The sequence below is a fragment of the Methylobacterium terrae genome, from assembly GCF_003173755.1.
Classification (GTDB): Bacteria; Pseudomonadota; Alphaproteobacteria; order Rhizobiales; family Beijerinckiaceae; genus Methylobacterium; species Methylobacterium terrae.
Genome location: NZ_CP029553.1, coordinates 4,612,829 through 4,631,690, shown reverse-complemented (window position 1 = coordinate 4,631,690; position 18,862 = coordinate 4,612,829). Strand labels below are relative to the sequence as shown.

The 18,862-nt window shown below is 74.2% G+C and carries 18 protein-coding genes; 6 read left to right on the top strand and 12 right to left on the bottom strand.

What is annotated here, in order from left to right; genetic code table 11:
• Positions 1-761: 761 nt before the first annotated feature.
• The 7 genes from DK419_RS21500 to DK419_RS29590 form a co-directional block, all read right to left on the bottom strand.
• Entirely contained in the window at positions 762-1,244 is a 483-nt protein-coding gene (locus tag DK419_RS21500) for a hypothetical protein (protein WP_245442614.1), read from the bottom strand.
• A gap of 166 nt (positions 1,245-1,410) precedes the next feature.
• Positions 1,411-2,292, bottom strand: a complete 882-nt coding sequence (locus tag DK419_RS21495) for a type II secretion system minor pseudopilin (protein WP_245442612.1) — start codon at positions 2,290-2,292, stop codon at positions 1,411-1,413.
• Positions 2,289-2,909, bottom strand: a complete 621-nt coding sequence (locus tag DK419_RS21490; RefSeq protein WP_162561344.1) for a prepilin-type N-terminal cleavage/methylation domain-containing protein — start codon at positions 2,907-2,909, stop codon at positions 2,289-2,291. Before DK419_RS21490 ends, DK419_RS21495 begins: the two co-directional genes overlap by 4 nt.
• The gene (locus tag DK419_RS21485) at positions 2,906-3,319 is read right to left on the bottom strand and encodes a general secretion pathway protein (protein ID WP_109960895.1); all 414 of its coding nucleotides are present in this window, start codon (positions 3,317-3,319) and stop codon (positions 2,906-2,908) included. The genes DK419_RS21490 and DK419_RS21485 overlap by 4 nt, the downstream gene beginning before the upstream one ends.
• Complete coding sequence (locus DK419_RS21480) at positions 3,316-3,765, bottom strand: prepilin-type N-terminal cleavage/methylation domain-containing protein (protein ID WP_109960894.1); 450 nt, start codon at positions 3,763-3,765, stop codon at positions 3,316-3,318. Before DK419_RS21480 ends, DK419_RS21485 begins: the two co-directional genes overlap by 4 nt.
• The gene (locus DK419_RS21475) at positions 3,765-4,268 is read right to left on the bottom strand and encodes a prepilin peptidase (RefSeq protein WP_109960893.1); all 504 of its coding nucleotides are present in this window, start codon (positions 4,266-4,268) and stop codon (positions 3,765-3,767) included. The genes DK419_RS21480 and DK419_RS21475 overlap by 1 nt, the downstream gene beginning before the upstream one ends.
• Positions 4,268-5,188, bottom strand: coding sequence for a hypothetical protein (locus DK419_RS29590; protein WP_245442611.1), 921 nt, complete (start codon positions 5,186-5,188; stop codon positions 4,268-4,270). The genes DK419_RS21475 and DK419_RS29590 overlap by 1 nt, the downstream gene beginning before the upstream one ends.
• Before the next feature lie 179 nt (positions 5,189-5,367).
• Here DK419_RS29590 and gspG point away from each other — a divergent pair, with 179 nt between their 5' ends.
• On the top strand, positions 5,368-5,859 hold the full coding sequence (gene gspG / locus DK419_RS21465; RefSeq protein ID WP_109960892.1) for a type II secretion system major pseudopilin GspG: 492 nt from the start codon (positions 5,368-5,370) through the stop codon (positions 5,857-5,859).
• Positions 5,860-6,257: 398 nt separating this feature from the next.
• Positions 6,258-8,630 carry a type II secretion system secretin GspD gene (gene gspD / locus DK419_RS21460; protein ID WP_109960891.1) on the top strand — a complete coding sequence of 791 codons (2,373 nt, stop codon included), beginning with the start codon at positions 6,258-6,260 and terminating at the stop codon, positions 8,628-8,630.
• 96 nt (positions 8,631-8,726) lie between these two features.
• Here gspD and DK419_RS21455 read toward each other — a convergent pair whose 3' ends face one another.
• From DK419_RS21455 to DK419_RS21445, 3 genes are read right to left on the bottom strand one after another with little or no spacing between them, the layout of a single operon-like run.
• Entirely contained in the window at positions 8,727-9,248 is a 522-nt protein-coding gene (locus tag DK419_RS21455) for a hypothetical protein (RefSeq protein WP_109960890.1), read from the bottom strand.
• Positions 9,245-9,769 carry a hypothetical protein gene (locus tag DK419_RS21450; protein ID WP_109960889.1) on the bottom strand — a complete coding sequence of 175 codons (525 nt, stop codon included), beginning with the start codon at positions 9,767-9,769 and terminating at the stop codon, positions 9,245-9,247. The genes DK419_RS21455 and DK419_RS21450 overlap by 4 nt, the downstream gene beginning before the upstream one ends.
• Positions 9,766-10,821 carry a hypothetical protein gene (locus DK419_RS21445; RefSeq protein ID WP_109960888.1) on the bottom strand — a complete coding sequence of 352 codons (1,056 nt, stop codon included), beginning with the start codon at positions 10,819-10,821 and terminating at the stop codon, positions 9,766-9,768. The genes DK419_RS21450 and DK419_RS21445 overlap by 4 nt, the downstream gene beginning before the upstream one ends.
• 143 nt (positions 10,822-10,964) lie before the next feature.
• Between DK419_RS21445 and DK419_RS21440 the strand changes: the two genes are divergently transcribed.
• From DK419_RS21440 to DK419_RS21430, 3 genes are all read left to right on the top strand, one after another.
• A complete protein-coding gene (locus tag DK419_RS21440) occupies positions 10,965-12,731 on the top strand; it encodes a GspE/PulE family protein (protein ID WP_109960887.1) in 1,767 nt (588 codons plus the stop codon).
• Between the two features lies 1 nt (position 12,732).
• Positions 12,733-13,947, top strand: a complete 1,215-nt coding sequence (locus DK419_RS21435) for a type II secretion system F family protein (protein ID WP_109960886.1) — start codon at positions 12,733-12,735, stop codon at positions 13,945-13,947.
• Between the two features lie 160 nt (positions 13,948-14,107).
• Positions 14,108-14,449, top strand: a complete 342-nt coding sequence (locus DK419_RS21430) for a hypothetical protein (protein WP_245442609.1) — start codon at positions 14,108-14,110, stop codon at positions 14,447-14,449.
• Between the two features lie 5 nt (positions 14,450-14,454).
• On the opposite strand, the gene DK419_RS21425 is transcribed toward DK419_RS21430, so the two are convergent.
• Together DK419_RS21425 and galU are read right to left on the bottom strand one after the other, a co-directional pair.
• A complete protein-coding gene (locus DK419_RS21425; protein ID WP_109960885.1) occupies positions 14,455-16,587 on the bottom strand; it encodes a putative bifunctional diguanylate cyclase/phosphodiesterase in 2,133 nt (710 codons plus the stop codon).
• A gap of 233 nt (positions 16,588-16,820) precedes the next feature.
• Entirely contained in the window at positions 16,821-17,687 is an 867-nt protein-coding gene (gene galU / locus DK419_RS21420; RefSeq protein WP_109960884.1) for a UTP--glucose-1-phosphate uridylyltransferase GalU, read from the bottom strand.
• A gap of 180 nt (positions 17,688-17,867) precedes the next feature.
• Between galU and galE the strand changes: the two genes are divergently transcribed.
• The gene (gene galE / locus DK419_RS21415) at positions 17,868-18,860 is read left to right on the top strand and encodes a UDP-glucose 4-epimerase GalE (protein WP_109960883.1); all 993 of its coding nucleotides are present in this window, start codon (positions 17,868-17,870) and stop codon (positions 18,858-18,860) included.
• The last annotated feature ends 2 nt before the right edge of the window (positions 18,861-18,862 follow it).

Here is an 18,862-nt window from a genome sequence, read left to right as displayed (position 1 = left end):
CGTTTCCTGGTCACCGGCATCGGTATGTGTCGCGTGAGGGCTGCAACCTTGAGATCTCATGGCCACCTCCTCGAGTTCGACTCGACGAGGATTATGCTGCTCCTCCACGGAGGGACGGTCAAGAGGAATTCGTAGCCGGCTGCTTTCGACCTTCGCGGGGGAACAAACCTTACGGGAGATTCATCAATAGTCCGCATGCGCCTTGCGTGGGCCGACCGACGCGACGCCGTCGCTCTCATCGCCCGGTCCTGAGCGCGAGGTCGGACACTACGGCCCCCCGGTTCGCAGCGGACTCGATCGAGGCGGGAGCCGGGCACCACGAGCCGGCACAAACGACGAAGGCCCGTCGGCGCACCGACGAGCCTTAAGGGGCAGGGTCCACGTTTCAGGGTGCGGGTGGTCTCGCACGGTACGATCGTGATGGCCGTCTCGGCCCCGTACCGTATTCAGCCCGCCCTGAAGCCACTATCCCTGTCGCAAGTAGTCCGGTGGCGTTTCCTGGTCACCGGCATCGGTATGTGTCGCGTGAGGGCTGCAACCTTGAGATCTCATGGCTACCTCCTCGAGTTCGACTCGACGAGGACTATGCTGCCCCTCCGCGGAGGGATGGTCAAGAGGGATTTGTAGCCGACTTTTTTCAACTGCCGCGCTGGAACAAAACCTAACGACAGGTTAAGGGCGCCCGCGCCGCGGGCCGGGACCGGCTCACGCCGGAGGAGACACGCCGAAGGGAACATGCCGGGCGGCTCATGCCGGGCGGCTCATGCCACGTGCAGGATGGCGTCCTTCATCACCCGGGCGACGATGTCGCAATTCAGGGCGCTCGCCGCGCAGTGGGTCACCTGGCGGTCGCGGTGGTCGTGGTCGAGGCGCGGGTCGCAGGCGCTGGCCAGGAAGTAGCCCGCATCGGTGATGCTCATCACGTAGACGTCCGAGGCGCGGCCGGTATGGCGGTTGATCAGCATGAACTGGGTGTAGGCCTGCTCGAAATCGGGCCGGCCGCGCAGGGAGGGCCCGCGCTCGATCAGCACGCCGTGGGGCGCGAGCTGGCTGCCGGCCGCCGCCAGCACCTCGGCGGCGATGTCGCGCAGGAGCGCCACGCGCTGCGCGTCCTCGGGCGAGAGCGGCGCCTCGGCCTGCTCCTCCGGCTCCGCCTCGGCCTCGGCGGCGCGCCGGCGGCGATGCTCCTCGAAGAAGGTCCCGAAATCCGACAGCACCACGTCCGGGCACCGGGGAACCGTCATCGTCTCCGTCATCGCACCGCGCTCCCTTCGCCTCGAGGTCGCTCCCGCTTTCACCGCGACGCTTCGCCCAGGCTCAACTCCGGGTACCGCCGATCAGATCCGGCCCGGTGACGGCGGGACGGACGCTTTCCCCTCCGGCAGGCCGCCGAGGGTCTCCCGGAAACCCTCAGGGACCCGCCGCCAGGGACGCGGCCACCGCCGCGCAGGCGGGATGGCCGGTGCCGGCGACGAGGTCGGGGGCGACCGTCTGCTGCCAGACGACGAAGCCGGAGCCGCCGAGATCGAGGATCGCCGAGCGCCCGGCGCGGCTGCGGCCCTCCTCGACGACGACCGAGAGGCGGAAGGCCTGGCGCGGCGACGGGACCGGCCCGGCGGAGCCCGGCAGCGAGCGGATCGCCGCGGGGTTCGCCCGCCGCACCAGGGCGGCGAGGTCGAAGCGGCCGCCCTGGTTGTAGACCGTCAGCACCGGCCGCAGCCGGGCGGCGATCGCCGGCGTCATCGAGGGCAGGCGGTCGACCTCGTCGATGCTGGCGAAGGGCGCGTTGCGCGGCCCCCAGGGCAGCAAGCGGGCGCGGTACTGCGGCAGCTCCGCCCCGCCGTTGGGCTCGGGCACGTCGTCGGGGTCGCGGTAGTCGACGATCTCGGCGGCGAGCGCCAGCACCTCGCGGTCCGGGATGCCGAGGAGCCGGAAGGCCTCCTCCATGGCCGGCCGCGGGGTGGCGTTGAGGTCGACGAGCAGGCCCTGGTCCTGGAGCGACAGGAGGGCGGTGCGGCCCGGCGCGAGCGGGCAGGCGGTCACCGTGCCGTCCTCGGGCAGGCCGGGACCGGGACGGCGGTAGACGCGCCCGAGATCGAGCTCGTAGGCGACGAGGCGGGCGATCCCGTCCGCCGCGCCCTGGAGCCGGACGGCGTCGGCCCGGGCCTGGGCGAGGCCGGTGGCGGAGCGGACCTGCAGGATCGCCGCCGCCAGGACGGCGCCGACGACGATGAAGATCGCCAGCACCGAGAGCAGCACGAAGCCGGCCTCGCCGTCCTGCGGCGCGCTCACGGGCCGGCTTCGAGGGCGATCAGCAGGGGAGGCCATCGGCGACGGTCCGCGGGAGGAAAGGCGACCTTGATCTCGACGAGCAGCGGCGGGCGGTCCGGGCGCGACCAGGCCGGCAGCCAGGCCGGCCGGGCGCCGTCGGCCGGGGCGCCGTAGTAGCGGATCGCCAGCCCGGCGATGCGCCCGAGGATCGCCTCGCCGCGGGGACCCGCCGTCCGGCCCGGCAGCGCCTCCGCCTCGGCGCGGGTCTCGCGCAGCGCGACGCTGCCGTCCGGGGCCGGCACCCGGGCGAGGGTCACGGCGAGCTCGGTCGGGCGCTCGAGGGTCTGGTCGGGGGCGAGGACCGCGACCAGCCCGTCCGGCTCGCCGCGCAGGGTCGGACGGCGACCGTCCGGGCGGCGTTGCGCCAGGCTGCCGAGGGTGCGCCGCAGGTGGTCGCGGACCGACTGCACCTCCTCGGTCCCGGCGGCGTGGGCGGCCGCCGCCGCGGCGCCGCCGGCGATCCGCACGGCGTTGAGCAGCAGCACCCCGATCAACCCTGCGAGCGCGAGGCAGACCAGGGTCTCGACCAGGGTGAAGCCGGCCTGCGCGGCCGCGCGGTCGGGCGGCGCGCGGCTCACTCGGGCTTCCCCGGGATCAGCGTGGCGTAGAGCGGCCCCGCGGCCCCGCCGCGGGTGACCCGGATCTGCCAGAGCGGCGGCGCGCGGCCGAGGCCGAGCGCCGGGCGCAGGTCGGTGATGCCGAGCGTCCAGGGCGTGCCGTCCGAGAAGGCGCCCTGCGTCAGGCCCGGCCGCAGCGGTCCCTCGGCGAGGCGACGCAGGACGACGCCCTCCGCCTCGTCGGCGGCGACCCGGCTCGCCTCGATGCGCCGGACCGCGCCCGCCGCCGTGCCGGCGATCTGGAACGCCATCACGGTGGCGGCGGCGGCGATCCCGAACGCCACCAGGACCTCGACGGTGGTGAAGCCGTCCTCCCCGCCGGACCGGCGCGGGCCGGCGGGGAGGAGAGCCGGGCGGAGCCGCGCGATCACCGCCCGTCCTCCCGCAGCACCCGGCCGGTCAGGGCGCTCACCGACAGGGTCCGGCGCGCCTGGCCGGCGGCGAGCACGATCCGCCCCCCGGTCGAGCTGCCGTCGGGGAGGAGCCGCAGCTCGCCCGGCACCGGGCGGCCGGTCGGGCCGGGCTCGACCGCGACCGAGAGGCCGCCGACCGGGATCGGGGCGGCGCCCGGGCGGGAGCTGACGAAACGGGCCCCTGCCGGCTCGAAGGCGAGGCGCCCGGCCCGGCCGGAGCGGATCGCCTCGGCCCGCAGGCGGCCGATCTCGGCGGCGACGGTCTCGGAGACGAGGAGCGCGCGCCGGTCGAGGGCGCCGGGTCCGAGCGACTGGAAGGCGACCCCGGCGGCGAGGCCCAGGATCGCCATCGTCACCAGCATCTCGACGAGGGTGAAGCCCTCCTGTCCCGGCCCCGCCGCCATCAGTCGAACATGCCGGCGATGCCGGCGGCGTCGAGCCCGAGCGCCGCGTGCAGCCCGAGCGCCAGGAACGGCCCGAACCGCAGGGCGGTGTCGCGCCCGATCTCCCGTCCCGTGGCGGCGAGGATGCCGATGACGGCGAGCGCCGACAGGCTGGCGGCCAGGATCAGCACCGGCAGGCCGGAGAGCCCGGTCCAGGCGGCGGCGGCCCCGATGAACTTCACGTCGCCGAGGCCGAGCCCGATCCGGCCGGCGAGGCGCGCATGCAGGGCCCGCACCGCGCGAAACAGCGCGTAGGCGGCACCCGCCGAGGCGAGGGCGATGCCGAAGCCCCAGGCTCCGTCGTGCCGGGCGGCGAGGCCGGAGACCAGGAGCGCGAGGTTGAGGGTGTCCGGGATGATGCCGTGGCGCAGGTCGATCAGGCTCGCCGGCAGGGTCAGCGGCAACGGCAGCAGGGCGGGCAGCAGGGCGGGCAGCAGGGCGCCGGCGAGGAGGGCTTCGGACATCACGCCCGCCGGCTCGGGCGCGCCCGGGCCGGCGCCGCCGGCGCGAGGGCGAGGATCCGGTCCGCGGGGATCGTCCGCGCCGCGGCCGGGACCGGGGGCCCCGACGCGGCGGGGGCCGTCGCGGCCGGGGTCGGGGTCGCCGCCGGCAGGGTCGCGGGGGCGGGCATGGGCTCCCGGGACGGCGCCGTCACCCGCCGCACCGCCTGGCGCAGGGTCCATTCGCGCAGGTGCAGCCAGTAGAAGTAGGCCGCGAGCGAGGCCGCCAGCACGGCGGCGAGCCAGAGGGCGAGCAGGAGGGCCGCGGGCACGGTGCCGTTCAGCTCGCGCACCAGCCCGAGGGCGAAGGCGGCGTACCACGACACGCCGGAGACCGCGCCGGAGACGAGGAAGATGGCGGTGTGCCGGCCCGACACCCCGTCGAGCATCGGCCGGGAAAGGTCGCGCAGCACCCCCGGCAGCACCACGGCGTGGATCAGGAGGCCGTTGATCGTGAGCACGAGCACGACCGCGATCTTCGCCCAGAGCTTCGGGTTGTCGAACTTGTCGGGCGCCTCGACCGCGTAGACCGCGAGGAAGCCGAGGCCGGAGGCCCAGAGCAGGCCGAGGCCGACCGAGACCACCTTGCTGACGAACAGGAAGATGCGGGCGATCTCGCCCGGCAGGCTGCCCCAGCGCATCCAGCGCAGGATCCAGAAGTCGAGCATCGTCGCGCCGCCGAGGCCGAAGCACAGGCCGATGAGGTGCACGGCGACGAGGAGCGTCAGGACGCGGACCGGCGGGAACGGCGCCGGCAGCGGCACCGCGAGCGGCCCGGCGGCCTGGGCCGCGCCGCCGAGGGCGACGAGACCCGCGAGCCCGAACCCGGCGATCGCCAGGCGGCGTCCACCCGCACGGGTCGCGTGTCCGGCTGAGCGCTCCATGCTTATCCCCTGCCGCTGCCCCAGATCCTGGCGGTCGCGGCCGGGATCCTGGCGGGAATTGGATAACAAATCCCGACTCGCGCCGCGGCCCGCCTCTCCGTCAGCCGCGGCAGTGATGGCTTCTTTACGAAGGGATGGCACCGTGCCGGGCGATTGTCCGTTCGCCTCGAGGCCGCACGATGCTCGTCACGACCACGCCGGATTGCCGGGAGCCGCAGGGGAACCGGCGAAGGACCCCGCGGGAGACCCGGCATGCGGAGCGACGCGGGGGCGAGGCCGGCTTCTCCCTGGTCGAGCTGCTCGTCGTCCTGGCGATCATCGGCATGATCGCCACGATGGTGACGCCGCAGGTGCTCGGCTATCTCGGGCGCGCCAAGGGCGAGACGGCCCGCATCCAGGTCAAGAACATCGCCCAGGCGGTCGAGCTCTACTACCTCGACCTCGGTGCCTACCCGACGAGCCAGCAGGGCCTCCAGGCGCTGGTGCAGCCCACCGGCGCGGCCTGGCGCGGCCCCTACGTGCGCGACGCCCGCGGCCTGACCGACCCGTGGGGCCACGCCTACCTCTACCGCTCGCCGGGCGCCGGCGGCACGCCGTTCGAGGTCTACAGCCTCGGCGCGGACGGCAAGGCCGGCGGCAGCGGCGACGGGGCCGACGTGGCGAGCAACTGACGGGCGCCGGAGCCGCGCGGGCCGGTCGCCCGCCGGACCGGTCCGGGGCTCCCGATCGCCCCGAAGCTTCCGCGGCAGGTTCCGGCCCGGTCTTCCTCCCTGCCGGTACAGTCGATCGCGCGGGGGCAACAGTCGGATCCGGACCGCATCCGATCTTCATCCGTCCCGCTCGGTCGTCGCCGGGCCCGGGCGACGCGCGACCTCGGGGACATCTGTCCCGACCTCGTGCCGCAACCTCGGCCGGGCCGATGGCCGCTCCGGCAGGCGACACGCCGAAGCTGTAGAACTCCCGGGAAGCAACTGCCGGAACCGGGTCGCCGGCACGGCCTCAACTCCTCGTTAACCATGATTTCCTAACGTACCGTCAGTGACGGCGGGCGCGAAGGGACGGCGAGCGGATGACGAGAGGTGCGCCCGTCCTCGCCCTGGCGCTCGCCTGCGGTTGGCCGCTGATCGCGAACGGCGCGGAACCGGTGGATTACCGGGCCGGCCCGCGCGACCCGGGCGCCCTGGTGCTGCGCGGCAACGACCGGCTGATCGGCGGCGAGGCGCCGGCCCGGGAGCCGATCCCGGGCGGTCCGGTCAGCCTCAACCTCGTCGAGGTGCCGCTGCCGGTGGCCGCCAAGGCGGTCTTCGCCGACACCCTCGGCTGGGGCTACAGCCTCGACGAGCGCGCCTCCGGCACGATCACGCTCCAGACCGGCGGGCCGGTGAGCCGCGAGGCCCTGCTGCGGATGTTCGAGGGGGCGCTGGCGAGCCGCGGGCTGTCCCTGCGCCGCCACGGCCGCAGCGTCCAGATCGTGCCCGCGGGCGCCGCCCCCGACCTCCGGCCGGTCCAGGGGCTCGGCGCCGAATCGGGCGCCGTCGCGGTGCCCCTGCGCTGGATCTCGGCCGCCGAGATGCAGGCGATCCTGGGCTCGGTGGCCCCGCGCGAGGTCGTGCTGCGGGCCGACCGGGCTCGCAACCTCCTGATCCTCTCCGGCGACGCCAACCAGATCCGGGTGCTGCGCCAGACCATCGCGGTGTTCGACGTCGACTGGATGCGCGGCATGTCGACCGCGATGGTGCCGGTGCGCAGCACCAACCCGGTGGCGCTCGCCCGCGACCTGACCCAGATGTTCGGCGGCGAGAGCGCCGGTACCGGCGACGTCGTCCGCTTCATCCCCAACGAGGCGCTGAACGCGATCCTGGTGGTGAGCTCGCGCGCCGCCTATCTCGACCGCGCTCGGGCGCTGCTCGAGCAGCTCGAGACGCTGGCCGCCGACCGCGAGCGCCAGCTCTTCGTCTACCGGATCCAGAACCGCTCGGCCAAGGAACTCGCCGCCGTGCTGCAGGGCGTGGTCATGGCGGAGATGGGCGGCGCCTACGGGGCCTCCGGGATGGGCGGCTACGGCGGGTATGGCGGCGGATACGGGGGCGCTTCCGGCGGCTACGCCGCCATGGGCGGCGGATACGGCGGCGGCCTCGGGGGCGCGGGAGCCATGGGGTCCGGCGCGCTGGGAGCCGGAGCCTCGGCAGGCGGAATGTCGGGAGGCGGCGCCTCCCCGTCGGGCTCGGGCTGGGCCGCGGGCGGCGATTCCGCCGCCGGCGGGGCGGGCCTCGGCGGTCCGTCCGGCGCGGGCGGCGGGCTCGGCACGGGAATGCTCGCCGGGGGCGGGCTCGGCGGCGGGGGCCTTGGAGGCGGGGCCCTTGGCGGCTACGGCGGTGGCGGCTACGGTGGGAGCTACGGCGGCTACGGCGGCGGGCTCGACCCGAGCTTTGCCGGCGGCGCCGGGATGCGGCGCGACGCCATCGGCATCGTGGCGGACGACGCCAACAACAGCCTGGTGATCTCGGCGACGCGCAACCAGTACGACAAGATCCTGCGCATCCTCGGCCGCCTCGACGCGATGCCGACCCAGGTCCTGCTCGAGACCGTGATCGCCGAGGTGACGCTCAACGACAACCTGGCCTTCGGCGTGCAGTGGTTCCTCAAGAACCGCGGCAGCCGCTTCAACCTCGCCAGCACCGACACCGACAAGGCGGCCCTGACGAACGGCACCGCCGGCCTGATCAACTCGGCAATTCGCGGCGTGCCGGGCTTCAACTACCTGCTCAACGCCGCCGACTTCAACGTGGTGCTCAACGCGCTGCAGGGCGTGACCCGGGTCAACGTCATCTCGTCGCCCAACATCACGGTGCTCGACAACCGCACCGCCAAGCTCCAGGTCGGCGACCAGGTGCCGATCATCAAGCAGTCCGGGCAGAGCGCGCTCACCGCCGGCGCGCCGATCCTCAACCAGATCGAGATGAAGGATACCGGCGTGATCCTCTCGGTCACGCCGCGGGTGAACAAGAACGGCCTCGTCGTGCTCGACATCAACCAGGAGGTCAGCGACGTCGTGCCGACCACGACCTCGGCGATCGACTCGCCGACGATCCGCCAGCGCCGGGTCGCGACCAGCGTCGCGGTGAGCGACGGCCACAGCCTGGCGATCGGCGGCATGGTGCAGGAGAAGGCGCAGATCACCAACGAGAACCTGCCGGTGCTGAGCGACCTGCCGGTGATCGGCCCGGCCTTCCGCAACCGGATCGACCAGCGGGTGCGCACCGAGCTCCTGGTGTTCATCCGCCCCCGGGTGATTCGCGGCACCGTCGAGGCCGACCGCATCGCCGAGGATTTCCGCCAGCAGTTCCGCGCGATGATGCCGGTGCGCCCGGTCCTGCCGCCCGCGCCCCTGCCGGCCGCCCACGAAGGCCCGCAGGGGATCCTGCGGCGGATGCTGGATTAGGGGGAACGCGCCACCCTGAACCCGCCCCGCAGAGAGGGGAGAGGGTTCAGGCGCCTGGTTCGGCTGCGTCGGCCGGGCCCGCCATCGCCCCCGCCCTCACCGCCGCAACGCCGGCCCCGCCTCCGGCACCGGCCTCGCCCCCACCGGCCGCAGGGTCGTCGGCGCGCCGAGGAACGACGCGACGTAGCGGCGCTCGCCCTGGACCAGGGTGACCTGGTCGCGCCCGACCTCCGCGATCCGCCAATCCCCCCTCCCCTCGCCGCGGGCGAGCCAGGCCTGGGTACCGCTGCCGTCGTCGATGAGCGCCCGGGCGACCGGACCGTCGAGCAGGATGCCCCGCACGGTGAGGACCGGCCGGACCGGGTCGCCGGCGAGGATGTCGCGCGGGCCGCGCGCGGTCCAGGGGCGCCGGTCGGGATCGAAGAGCGGGCGCGCGAGCGCGGTCCCGTCCGCCGGCGGCGGGGACGCGGCGGCCCGGCGCGGCGGGGTGGCGGGCCCGCCATCGACCGGCCAGGCGACGCCGGCGAGCATCAGGCACGCCGCGACGGCGCAGGCCGCGCGCGGCCCGCGCCCGGTCGCCGCCAGGGCGGCGCGCGAGGAGGGGGCGAGCCGTCTCACGGTGCGCTCGCGCCGGGCGGGGCGGGCAGGAGCACGCCGCGCGCCGTGAGGTTGAGGCGCATCACCGTCGCGCGGCCGATCTCCGGGTCGGCCGGGCGCTCGACGCTGAGCTCGGCCTCCTCCGGCACGATCAGGGGAGGCTCCGTCTCCAGGGCCTGCACGAGGCCGTGCAGGCCCTCGGCGGTGCCGCGCAAGGAGGCCGAGAGGCGCGGCAGGGTCGGGCGCGCCGGGTCGGGCTGGAGCCCGGCCCCGTCGACCGCCACGACTCGCTCGGCGGCGAGCGCGTCGAGGCGGGCCCGGAAGGCGAGGACGAGGCCGGCCTCGTCCGGAGCGCTGAGCGGCGCCGGCACCGGGGGCGCGGCGGCGGCGGCCTGCGCCCGGACCAGGCGGTCGCGGGCCGCCGCGATGTCGTCCGCCGCGCCCAGCGCGTCGAGCACCGGCCCGGCCGCCAGGGCGACGGCGAGCGCGAGGCCGGCGAGGCCGAGGATCAACGCCCGGCCGTCGATCGCCGGCGCCCTCACGGCCGGTCCCCGGCGGCGCGGCGCGGCAGCGCCACGACGAGGCGCTGGCGGCCGCCCTCGGCCGGGGAAGCTTGGCGCAGCTCCGGCACGCCGAAGCCCGGCAGGTGCGCCAGCGCCGTCAGCACGGCCTGCGGGTCGGGCGCCAGCAGCGTCAGTTCGAGTCCCGCCCCGGTCAGGCGCAGCACCTGTGCCGAGGCCGTCGGCGGCAGGGCCGCCGCGACCGCGTCCCAGGTCCGCGCCACCGCGGGCCCGCGCTCGGCGAGGATCGCGGCGGCGCCTCCCTGAACCGCGGGTGGCGAACCTGAGGACGCCGCCCGGCGCGCCGCCGCGAAGGCGTCGTCGAGGGCCTGGAGCGTCGCCGCCTGGTGCTGGCGCAAGGCCAGGAAGGCGCCGAGCAGGAACAGGAATGTCGCCGCCGCGAGCACGAGGTTGCCCGAGCCCTGCAGCAGCCCCGGCAGGGCGCGGTGCCCGCTCGACAGGAGGTCGACCGGCATCGTCCGGTCCTCGGACGGGCCGACCGCGACGACGCTCGCGCCGAGGCCCGCCCCGGCCAGGGCCGCGAGCAGCGGCGCCAGGCGGGCGCGCTTGAGCACGACGTGGCGCACCCGCAGGGTGCGGGTCTCGACGTCCTCGCCCTCGACGTACCAGTCGCTGAACACCTGGTCGGCGCGGAACGGCGTCGCGGCCTCGAGCTCCTGCGCCAGCACCGCGCGCATCCGCGGCAGCGCCGCGCTCGGGAGATCCAGGGTGCGGACGAAGCAGGCGGCGGGATCGACCAGGATCTTCGCGCCGCCGCCGGTGCGGCCGCCCCGGATCGCGGCGAGCCGCTCGGCGAGGTCGTCGGCCGCGAGGTCGAGGCGGTAGGTCCGGTCCGGCCCGTCGCGCCGGTCGATGAGCGTCAGGCCGGGATCGCCCGGCGGCCCGAGCCGCAGGGTCAGGAGCGCCGCCGCGCGGTCGGTGCGGGGCTCGGTGAAGCCGAGGAGGTGCGAGGCGGCGTCGAGGCCCTGGCGGAACGAGGCCTCGATCGCGGACAGGGCGGAGGGCGCGCGCAAAAGGGGTGGGCTCCGGCGTCGCTGTGTGCGTCGGGACCGGTCTAACGTAGCGACATTTCCGTCCGCTTAAGGACGCGGCGCGAGAATGGGTCCGGTCCCCGCGTCGGACACGGGTTTCGAAACCGGTTTCTCTAGGACAGGCGATGCTGAGCATCTGGGGGGCGAAGAGCCGGCCGCGGCGGGCGCGGATCGACCGGCGCGACGCGGCCCGCGGCCGGGCCGAGGACCTGCGCGCCTTTGTGGCGCACCTCGCCGAGAGCGAGGTGCTCGACGCCGCCGGCCACGAGCGGGCGCTCGCCGCCCTCGACGGGCCCGGCCGGCGCCCGCTGCCCCTGCTGCTCACCGAGCTCGGCCTCGTCCACGAGGCGACCCTGGTCACGGCGCTCTCGGAGGCGACGGGCCTGCCGATCCTGCGCCAGGAGGATCTGCCGGGCGAGCCGGTCCTGCCCGAGGCGCTGACGCCCGATTACTGCGCCCGCGCCCGGGTGCTGCCGCTGTCGGCCGAGCCCGACCGCCTCGTCGTGGCGCTCGTCGATCCGTTCGAGCCCGAGACCACCCGGGCGCTGGAGCACCTCGTCGACCGCGCGGTCGCGCCCTGCCTCATCGGACCGGGCAGCTTCGAGCGGGCGCACCGCGCCATCTACGGCGACGTGGCGGAGGAGGGCGACGGCGCGGGCGACGACGACCTCGCGCGGCTCGCCGACGTGGCGAGCCAGGCACCGATCGTGCGGCTGGCCGCCCGCCTGGTGCGCAAGGCGTTCGAGCTCTCGGCCTCCGACATCCACCTCGAGGCGGAGGAGGCCGACATGCGGGTGCGCTACCGGGTCGACGGCGTGCTCGTCGAGTCCGAGCGGCTGGCGAAGTCGGTCCAGCTCGCGCTCACCACCCGCATCAAGATCCAGGCCGGCCTCAACATCGCCGAGCGCCGCCTGCCCCAGGACGGGCGCATGCAGGCCCCCGACCGCGGCCAGGACGTCGACATCCGCGTCTCGACCCTGCCGACGGCGCACGGCGAGAGCGTGGTGCTGCGCGTCTTCGACGGCTCGCGCCGGGTCGAGGATTTTTCCGCACTCGGCTTCGACGACGCCGCGATCCAGGAGATCGCCGCGATGACGAGCCGGCCGAACGGCCTCGTCCTCGTCACCGGCCCGACCGGATCGGGCAAGACCACGACGCTCTACGCGGCCTTGCGCCGGATCAACGGCCCGCACCTGAAGGTCGTCACCGTCGAGGATCCGGTCGAGTACCGGATGGCGGGGGTCAACCAGGTCCAGGCCCATCCGGGGATCGGCCTCGACTTCGCGGCAGCACTCCGCTCGATCCTGCGCCAGGACCCGGACGTGGTGATGGTCGGCGAGATCCGCGACGGCGAGACCGCCCGCATCGCCGTGCAGGCGGCGCTGACCGGCCACCTCGTCGTCTCGACGCTCCACACCAATTCCGCTCCCGCGACCGTGACCCGGCTGATGGACATGGGCATCGAGCCCTACCTCATCGCCGCGACCCTCAACGGCGTGGTCGCCCAGCGCCTGGTGCGGCGCCTGTGCGGATCGTGCGCGGAACCGACCCCGGCGAGCCCGCAGGAGCGCCTGCGCCTCGGCATCCCGGCGGACGCCCCCTTGCCGGCGGACGCCCCCTTGCCGGCAGACGCCCCCTTGAGCCTCAAGCGCGCCCGCGGCTGCCCGGCCTGCAACGGCACCGGGTATCGCGGCCGCATGGTCGCCTCCGAGATCATGACCCTCGACGAAGGATTGCGCGGGCTGATCGCCAGTCGCGCCGACGAGCAGACCCTGACCGCCCGGGCGCGGGCCGCCGGCATGGCGACGCTTGCCGACAGCGCGAGGGCGCGGGTGCTCGACGGCGACACGACGCTCGACGAGGTCGGGCGGGTGCTGGAAGGGACGCTCTGACATGCCGCACTTCGCCTACAAGGCCTATGCGGGGGACGGGCGCTCCCGCGCCGGCAAGATCGAGGCCGAGACGCGCCAGCGCGCGGTGGCGCTGCTCCGCACCGACGGGCTCCAGGTCTACGAGATCGAGCCGGCGAGCACCGGGCCGGCGCCGTTCTGGCGCCGCGACCTGTTCGGGCGCGACCGGGTCAACGACGCCGCCCGGGTCGCCTTCCTGCGCGAGTTCGGCACCCTCGTCGGTGCCGGGCTCACCGTCGACCGGGCGTTGCGCCTCGTCGAGCGCCAGGCCGGGCCGGCCCTGAAGCCGGTGCTCGCCGACCTGCTCGAGCGGGTGGTGGCCGGCGCCTCGCTGTCGCGGGCGATGGCGGCCCACCCGCAGGCCTTCCCGCGCGACATGGTCGACATCGTGCGGGCCGGCGAGGCGACCGGCACCCTCGTCGACGTCGTCGGCTCGCTCACCGCCTCGATCGAGCGCCGCGACGCGGTCCGGCGCCACCTCGTCTCGGCGATGATCTACCCGGCTTTGCTCGTCGCGATGGCGATCGGCACCGTGGCGATGATCGTCGGCGTGCTGGTGCCGGCGCTCAGCCCCCTTTTCGAGGGCACCGGCCAGGCGCCGCCCTTCGCGATCCGCGCCGCCTCCTGGCTCGGCGACACGCTCTCGGCCTCCTGGCCGATCCTCGTCGGCGGTCTGGCGCTCTCGGGTCTCGGCCTCGCCCGCGCCTGGCGGCTGCCGGCCTTCGCGGGCACGCGGGCGCGGCTGGCGCTGCGCCTGCCGCTGGTGCGCGAGATCGTGGTCGGCATCGAGTGCGGCCGGTTCTGCCGGGTGCTCGGCACGCTGCTCGTCGCCGAGGTGCCGATCCCGGACGCGGTGGCGGCGACGCGCCCGCTCGCCGGCAACCGGGTCTTCCGCCGCGCCCTCGACGAGGCCGGGCGGCGGCTCTCCGAGGGCGGCAGCCTCGCCTCGGGCCTGTCCACGCTCAAGCCCTACGCCGCCTCGACCCTGAACCTGATCGCCAGCGGCGAGCAGGTGAACCGCCTCGGCAGCGTGCTGCTGCATGCCGCCGAGATGCACGAGACCGAGACCCGCCAGCGCATCGACCGCCTGCTCGCCCTGCTCACTCCCCTGGTCACGGTGGCGATCGGCGGGCTGATCGGCGGGCTGATCATCTCGGTGATGGGGGCGATCCTGAGCGTGGGGCAATTGACGCAGTAGGGGCGGCGGATCCGGGTCCGGCTCCTGCGCGTTGGCCGCGCTCGACACCGCAGGATCGCCCGGGAAAGACAAGGCGCGGGTCTCCCCTCTCCCGTCTGGGAGAGCGGATCCCGCGCCTCGTGCGTCTGCGGACAGGCCTGCCGAAACCGGGAGCGCCTCCGTGTCTGCCGATCGTCGAAAGCTCGGGTCAGCGACCCTTCTCGTTACGTCCACCGTCGGGGCTTTCTGCGCCTTCGCGACGACCTCCACCGCCGCCCTCGCCCAAGGCCGCCCCTCGACCCTCGCCATGACCTGCGGCCAGGCGCGGAGCCTGCTCGCCGCGCGGGGCGCGGCGGTGCTGGGCACCGGCGGCTACACCTACGACCGCTTCGTGCGCGACCGCAGCTTCTGCGAGCCGACGCAGGTCACCAGGAACGCCTTCGTGCCGACCCGCGACACGCCGGACTGCCTCGTCGGCTATCGCTGCATCGAGCCGGGGCGCAACTGGTTCGACGACGAGTAGCCCCGTTACGGCGCCGGTACCGTCTCCGGGAGGAAGCGCGCCGCGAAGGCCTCGGGCTCCACCGGCGGGCTGAAGAGGTAGCCCTGGCCCTCGGCGCAGCCCTTCCGGCGCAGGCGGCGGAGCTGGTCCTCGGTCTCGATGCCTTCCGCGACCACGTCGAGGCCGAAGCCCTCGGCGAGTTGCAGGATCGCCCGGATCACCGGCACGTCGGGCGTGTCGTTCATCTTGCGCACGAAGGAGCGGTCGATCTTCAGCCGGGTGACCGGGACCTCGTCGAGCAGGCTCAGCGAGGCGTAGCCGGTGCCGAAATCGTCGAAGGCGATGCCGATGCCGCGCGCGCGCAGGGCGTGCAGGGCCGCGGTGGTCGCGGCCTCGTGGGCGAGCACGACGGCCTCGGTGATCTCGAGCTCGAGGCTCCCGGGCGCGAGCCCGGTCTCGGCCAGGATCGCCGTCGCCACCCCGGCGATCTCGCCGGAATGCAGGCGGGTCGCGCAGGCATTCACCCCCATGCGGAAATGCGGCCCGGCCCGCGGCAGCCAGGCGGCCGCCTGCCGGCAGGCCGTGCGCAGCACCCAGTCGTTGACCGCCACCGCGTGCCGGCTCGCCAGGAGGGCGGGCAGGAAGGCGGGCGGCTCGAGGAGGCCGTGCTCCGGGTGCCGCCAGCGGATCAGCGCCTCGGCGCCGACGAGGGCGCCGTCCCGCAGGCGGATCTGCGGCTGGTAGTGCAGCACGAACTCCTCCTGCGCGAGGGCGCGGGGGAATTCGTGGACGAAGCGCTGCCGGTCCGACACCGCGGCCCGCAGGGACGGCGTGTAGAGCCGGTGCCGGTGGCGGCCGTCGGCCTTGGCCTTGTAGACCGCGAGGTCGGCGCAGAAGAGCAGCTCGTCGATGCTCTCGGCCTGGGCCGGCGCCAGCGCGAGGCCGACGCTCGCCCCGATCCGCACGCTGCGCTCCTGCACCGGGAACGGTTCCGCCATCGCCGCGACGATGCGGTCGGCCACGTCCCCGCCGGCCGAAGGATCGCCGCAGCCGGGGAGCGCGACCACGAACTCGTCCCCGCCGATGCGGGCGACGACGTCGCTGTCGCGCAGGCAGGCGAGGAGCCTTGCCGCCGCCTCCTTCAGCACCTCGTCGCCGGCCGCGTGGCCCACCGTGTCGTTGACGTCCTTGAAGCCGTCGAGGTCGACGAGGAGGACCGCCACCGGCCCGGCGGCCAGCATCGCCTCGAGGCGCAGGCGCATGAGCGCCCGGTTGGCAAGGCCCGTCAGGGCGTCGCGATGGGCGAGCGCGTGCAGCGCCGCCTCGCGCTCGCGACGCTGCGAGGTGTCGCGCAGGACCGCGCCGCGGATCGTCTCGCCGCCCTCGCTCCAGCGCGACAGCGCGACCTCCACCGCCCGGGCCGAGCCGTCGCGCAGGCGGATCTCGGCCTCCCGGATCGCCCCCGGGGCGTCGTCGAACCACGGCGCGCGGTCGTCCTGGCCGGCCGTGAGGTCGGCGACGCCGAGGCGCAGGGCCGCGGCGGCGTCGTGGCCGAACAGGCGCTCGGCACTGCCGTTCCAGTGCAGGATGCCGCCCTCCGCGTCGTAGACGATCATCGCGTCCGGGCTGGTCTCGGCCATGTGCCGGAAGCGCATCCGCGCGCTGTCCCGGTTGGCGTGCCGGGCCCGCAACTCCAGCATCTCGAGGGCGATGGCGGCGTAGCGCTCGAGGCGCCGGCACTCCCCCTCGGAGAAGCCTGCGCGCGGTGCGGTGTCGATGAGGCAGAAGGTGCCGATGGCATGCCCGTCGATCCGCAGCGGCACCCCGGCGTAGAACCGGATGTAGGGCGCGCCGGTGACCATCGGGTTGTCGCACCAGTGCGGATCCTGCGCCGCGTCGAGGATCACCGCGATCCCGTCCCCCTCGATGGTCCGGGTGCAGAACGAGGTGCAGCGCTCGCTCGAGGCGACCGTGATCCCGACCTTCTCGAAGTAGAATTGCCGCTCGGCATCGATCAGCGAGATAGTGGCGATCGGGGCACCGAACGCATCGGCGGCGACGCCGACCAGGCTCAGGAACGTCTCGTCCGAGCGGGCCGACAAGAGGCCGGTCCTGTCGAGGGCCGCGACCCTCCTCTCGTCGTTCCTGGACTGGGACATGTCTGGCGTCGCCGACTCGCTGTGCCTCTGGGTCACTTGACCATAGGTTAGCGGCCGATGACCGGCAACAGAGATCGCGGGCGAAGGCCAGTCCCGGGGTTGCGCGGAGAGTCGGACCGCGGGCCGGATCTCCGTCGGTTCAGGATTATCGTCCTGATTTGCACGGCACGACTGTCGCCCGCAGGTGCCCGGGCCGGGCGCGTGCGCTCGGCCCGGCCTGGCTCGCCGACGGCTCAGCCCTTCGTCAGCAGCGCCTCGATCTCCTGCTTGAGCGCGTCGCGCAGCTCCGGCCGCTCCAGGCCGTAGGCGAGGTTGGCGACCAGGAAGCCGAGCTTCGAGCCGGTGTCGTAGGTCTTGCCGCGGTAGTGCATGCCGTAGAACTTCTGCGTCTCCGCCAGGCGCTTCATGCCGTCGGTGAGCTGGATCTCGCCCCCCGCGCCGCGCTCGCCGCGCTCCAGGATCGAGAAGATCTCCGGCTGCAGGATGTAGCGGCCCGAGATGATGTAGTTCGACGGCGCGGTGCCCTTCGGCGGCTTCTCCACCATGCCGGTGATCTCGAAGGTCTCGCCGAACTCCTGGCCGACGCTGACGATGCCGTACTGGTGGGTCTGGTCGGGGGCGACCTCCTCGACCGCGATGATGTTGCCGCCGTGCTTCTCGTAGGCGTCGAGCATCTGCACCATGCTGCCGCGGCTGAGCATGTCGGGCAGGATCACCGCGAAGGGCTCGTCGCCGACGATCTCGCGGGCGCACCACACCGCGTGGCCGAGGCCCAGCGGCTCCTGCTGGCGGGTGAAGCTGGTCTGGCCGGCGGCGGGCAGGTCCTTCTTCAGGGCCTCGTACGCCTCGGTCTTGCCGCGCTCCTGCAGGGTGCGGTCGAGCTCGTAGGACATGTCGAAATGGTCCTCGATCACCGCCTTGCCGCGGCCGGTGACGAAGATGAAGTGCTCGATGCCGGCTTCCCGCGCCTCGTCGACGACGTGCTGGACCACCGGGCGATCGACGACCGTCAGCATCTCCTTGGGCACCGCCTTGGTCGCCGGCAGGAAACGGGTGCCGAGGCCCGCGACCGGGAGGACGGCTTTGCGAATGCGTTTCATCGTGCGAGATCCAGTGAACACATCGGGAGCTGCCGGACCGCCCGGCGGGAACGGGCGCACCCGGGCGCACGCGCCCGGCCGACCTCCTCCCTCCGTGCTGCCTTGCCACCGGACAGCTTAATTGACGCTGAAGCATTGCGGGGTATGGATCAACCCGTCTCAGGCCGGGGAGCGCGCGGGATGGCGGTACTTGTCACGGGGGGCGCCGGCTACATCGGCAGCCACATGGTGCTGGCCCTGATCGATGCCGGGCACGACGAGGTCGTGGTCCTCGACGATCTCTCGACCGGGTTCGACTGGGCGCTGCCGCCGGAAGTCACGCTGGTGCGCGGCGACGTGGCCGACCAGGCCCTGGTCGCCGAGACGATCCGCCGGCACGGGATCGACGCGCTCGCCCACTTCGCCGCCAAGATCGTGGTGCCGGATTCGGTCTCGGATCCGCTGGGCTACTACCTCGCCAACACGGTGAAGTCGCGGGCGCTGATCGAGGCGGCGATCGGCGCCGGCGTGCGCCACGTGATCTTCTCCTCGACCGCGGCGGTCTACGGCGAGCCGGCCGTGGTGCCGGTGCCCGAGGACCTCTCCCCGAACCCGATCAATCCCTATGGCCGCTCGAAGCTGATGACCGAGTGGATGCTGGAGGACGCCGCCCGCGCCCACGGCATCAGCTACGTGGCCTTGCGCTACTTCAACGTGGCGGGCGCCGATCCGCGCGGGCGCTCGGGCCAGTCGACCCCCAACGCCACCCACCTCCTCAAGGTCGCGACCCAGGCCGCCCTCGGCAAGCGGAGCCACCTGGAGGTGTTCGGCACCGACTATCCGACGCCGGACGGCTCGTGCCTGCGCGACTACATCCAGGTCTCGGACCTCGCGGCGGCCCATCTCGCGGCGCTCAACCACCTGCGGGGTGGGGGCGAGAGCCTGACGCTCAATTGCGGCTACGGCCGCGGCTACTCGGTGCTGGAGGTGATCGACGTGGTGAAGTCGGTCTCCGGCGTCGACTTTCCGGTCACGCTCTCGCCGCGCCGGGCCGGCGACCCGTCGCGGATCATCGCCGGGGCCGACCGGATCCGGGCCGAGCTCGGCTGGGTGCCGCAGCACGACGACCTGCGCGGGATCGTGACCCAGGCGCTCGCCTGGGAAGAGGCGCTCGGCCGGCGCAACCGGATCTGACG

Coding starts and splice junctions, on each gene's coding strand:
- gspD (WP_109960891.1), top strand. CDS start 6,258: ATGACGAGAGGTGCGCCCGTCCTCGCCCTGGCGCTCGCCTGCGGTTGG.
- DK419_RS21480 (WP_109960894.1), bottom strand. CDS start 3,765: ATGGCGGCGGGGCCGGGACAGGAGGGCTTCACCCTCGTCGAGATGCTG.
- DK419_RS21475 (WP_109960893.1), bottom strand. CDS start 4,268: ATGTCCGAAGCCCTCCTCGCCGGCGCCCTGCTGCCCGCCCTGCTGCCC.
- gspG (WP_109960892.1), top strand. CDS start 5,368: ATGCTCGTCACGACCACGCCGGATTGCCGGGAGCCGCAGGGGAACCGG.
- DK419_RS29590 (WP_245442611.1), bottom strand. CDS start 5,188: ATGGAGCGCTCAGCCGGACACGCGACCCGTGCGGGTGGACGCCGCCTG.
- galU (WP_109960884.1), bottom strand. CDS start 17,687: ATGAAACGCATTCGCAAAGCCGTCCTCCCGGTCGCGGGCCTCGGCACC.
- DK419_RS21440 (WP_109960887.1), top strand. CDS start 10,965: ATGCTGAGCATCTGGGGGGCGAAGAGCCGGCCGCGGCGGGCGCGGATC.
- DK419_RS21435 (WP_109960886.1), top strand. CDS start 12,733: ATGCCGCACTTCGCCTACAAGGCCTATGCGGGGGACGGGCGCTCCCGC.
- DK419_RS21425 (WP_109960885.1), bottom strand. CDS start 16,587: ATGTCCCAGTCCAGGAACGACGAGAGGAGGGTCGCGGCCCTCGACAGG.
- galE (WP_109960883.1), top strand. CDS start 17,868: ATGGCGGTACTTGTCACGGGGGGCGCCGGCTACATCGGCAGCCACATG.
- DK419_RS21500 (WP_245442614.1), bottom strand. CDS start 1,244: ATGACGGTTCCCCGGTGCCCGGACGTGGTGCTGTCGGATTTCGGGACC.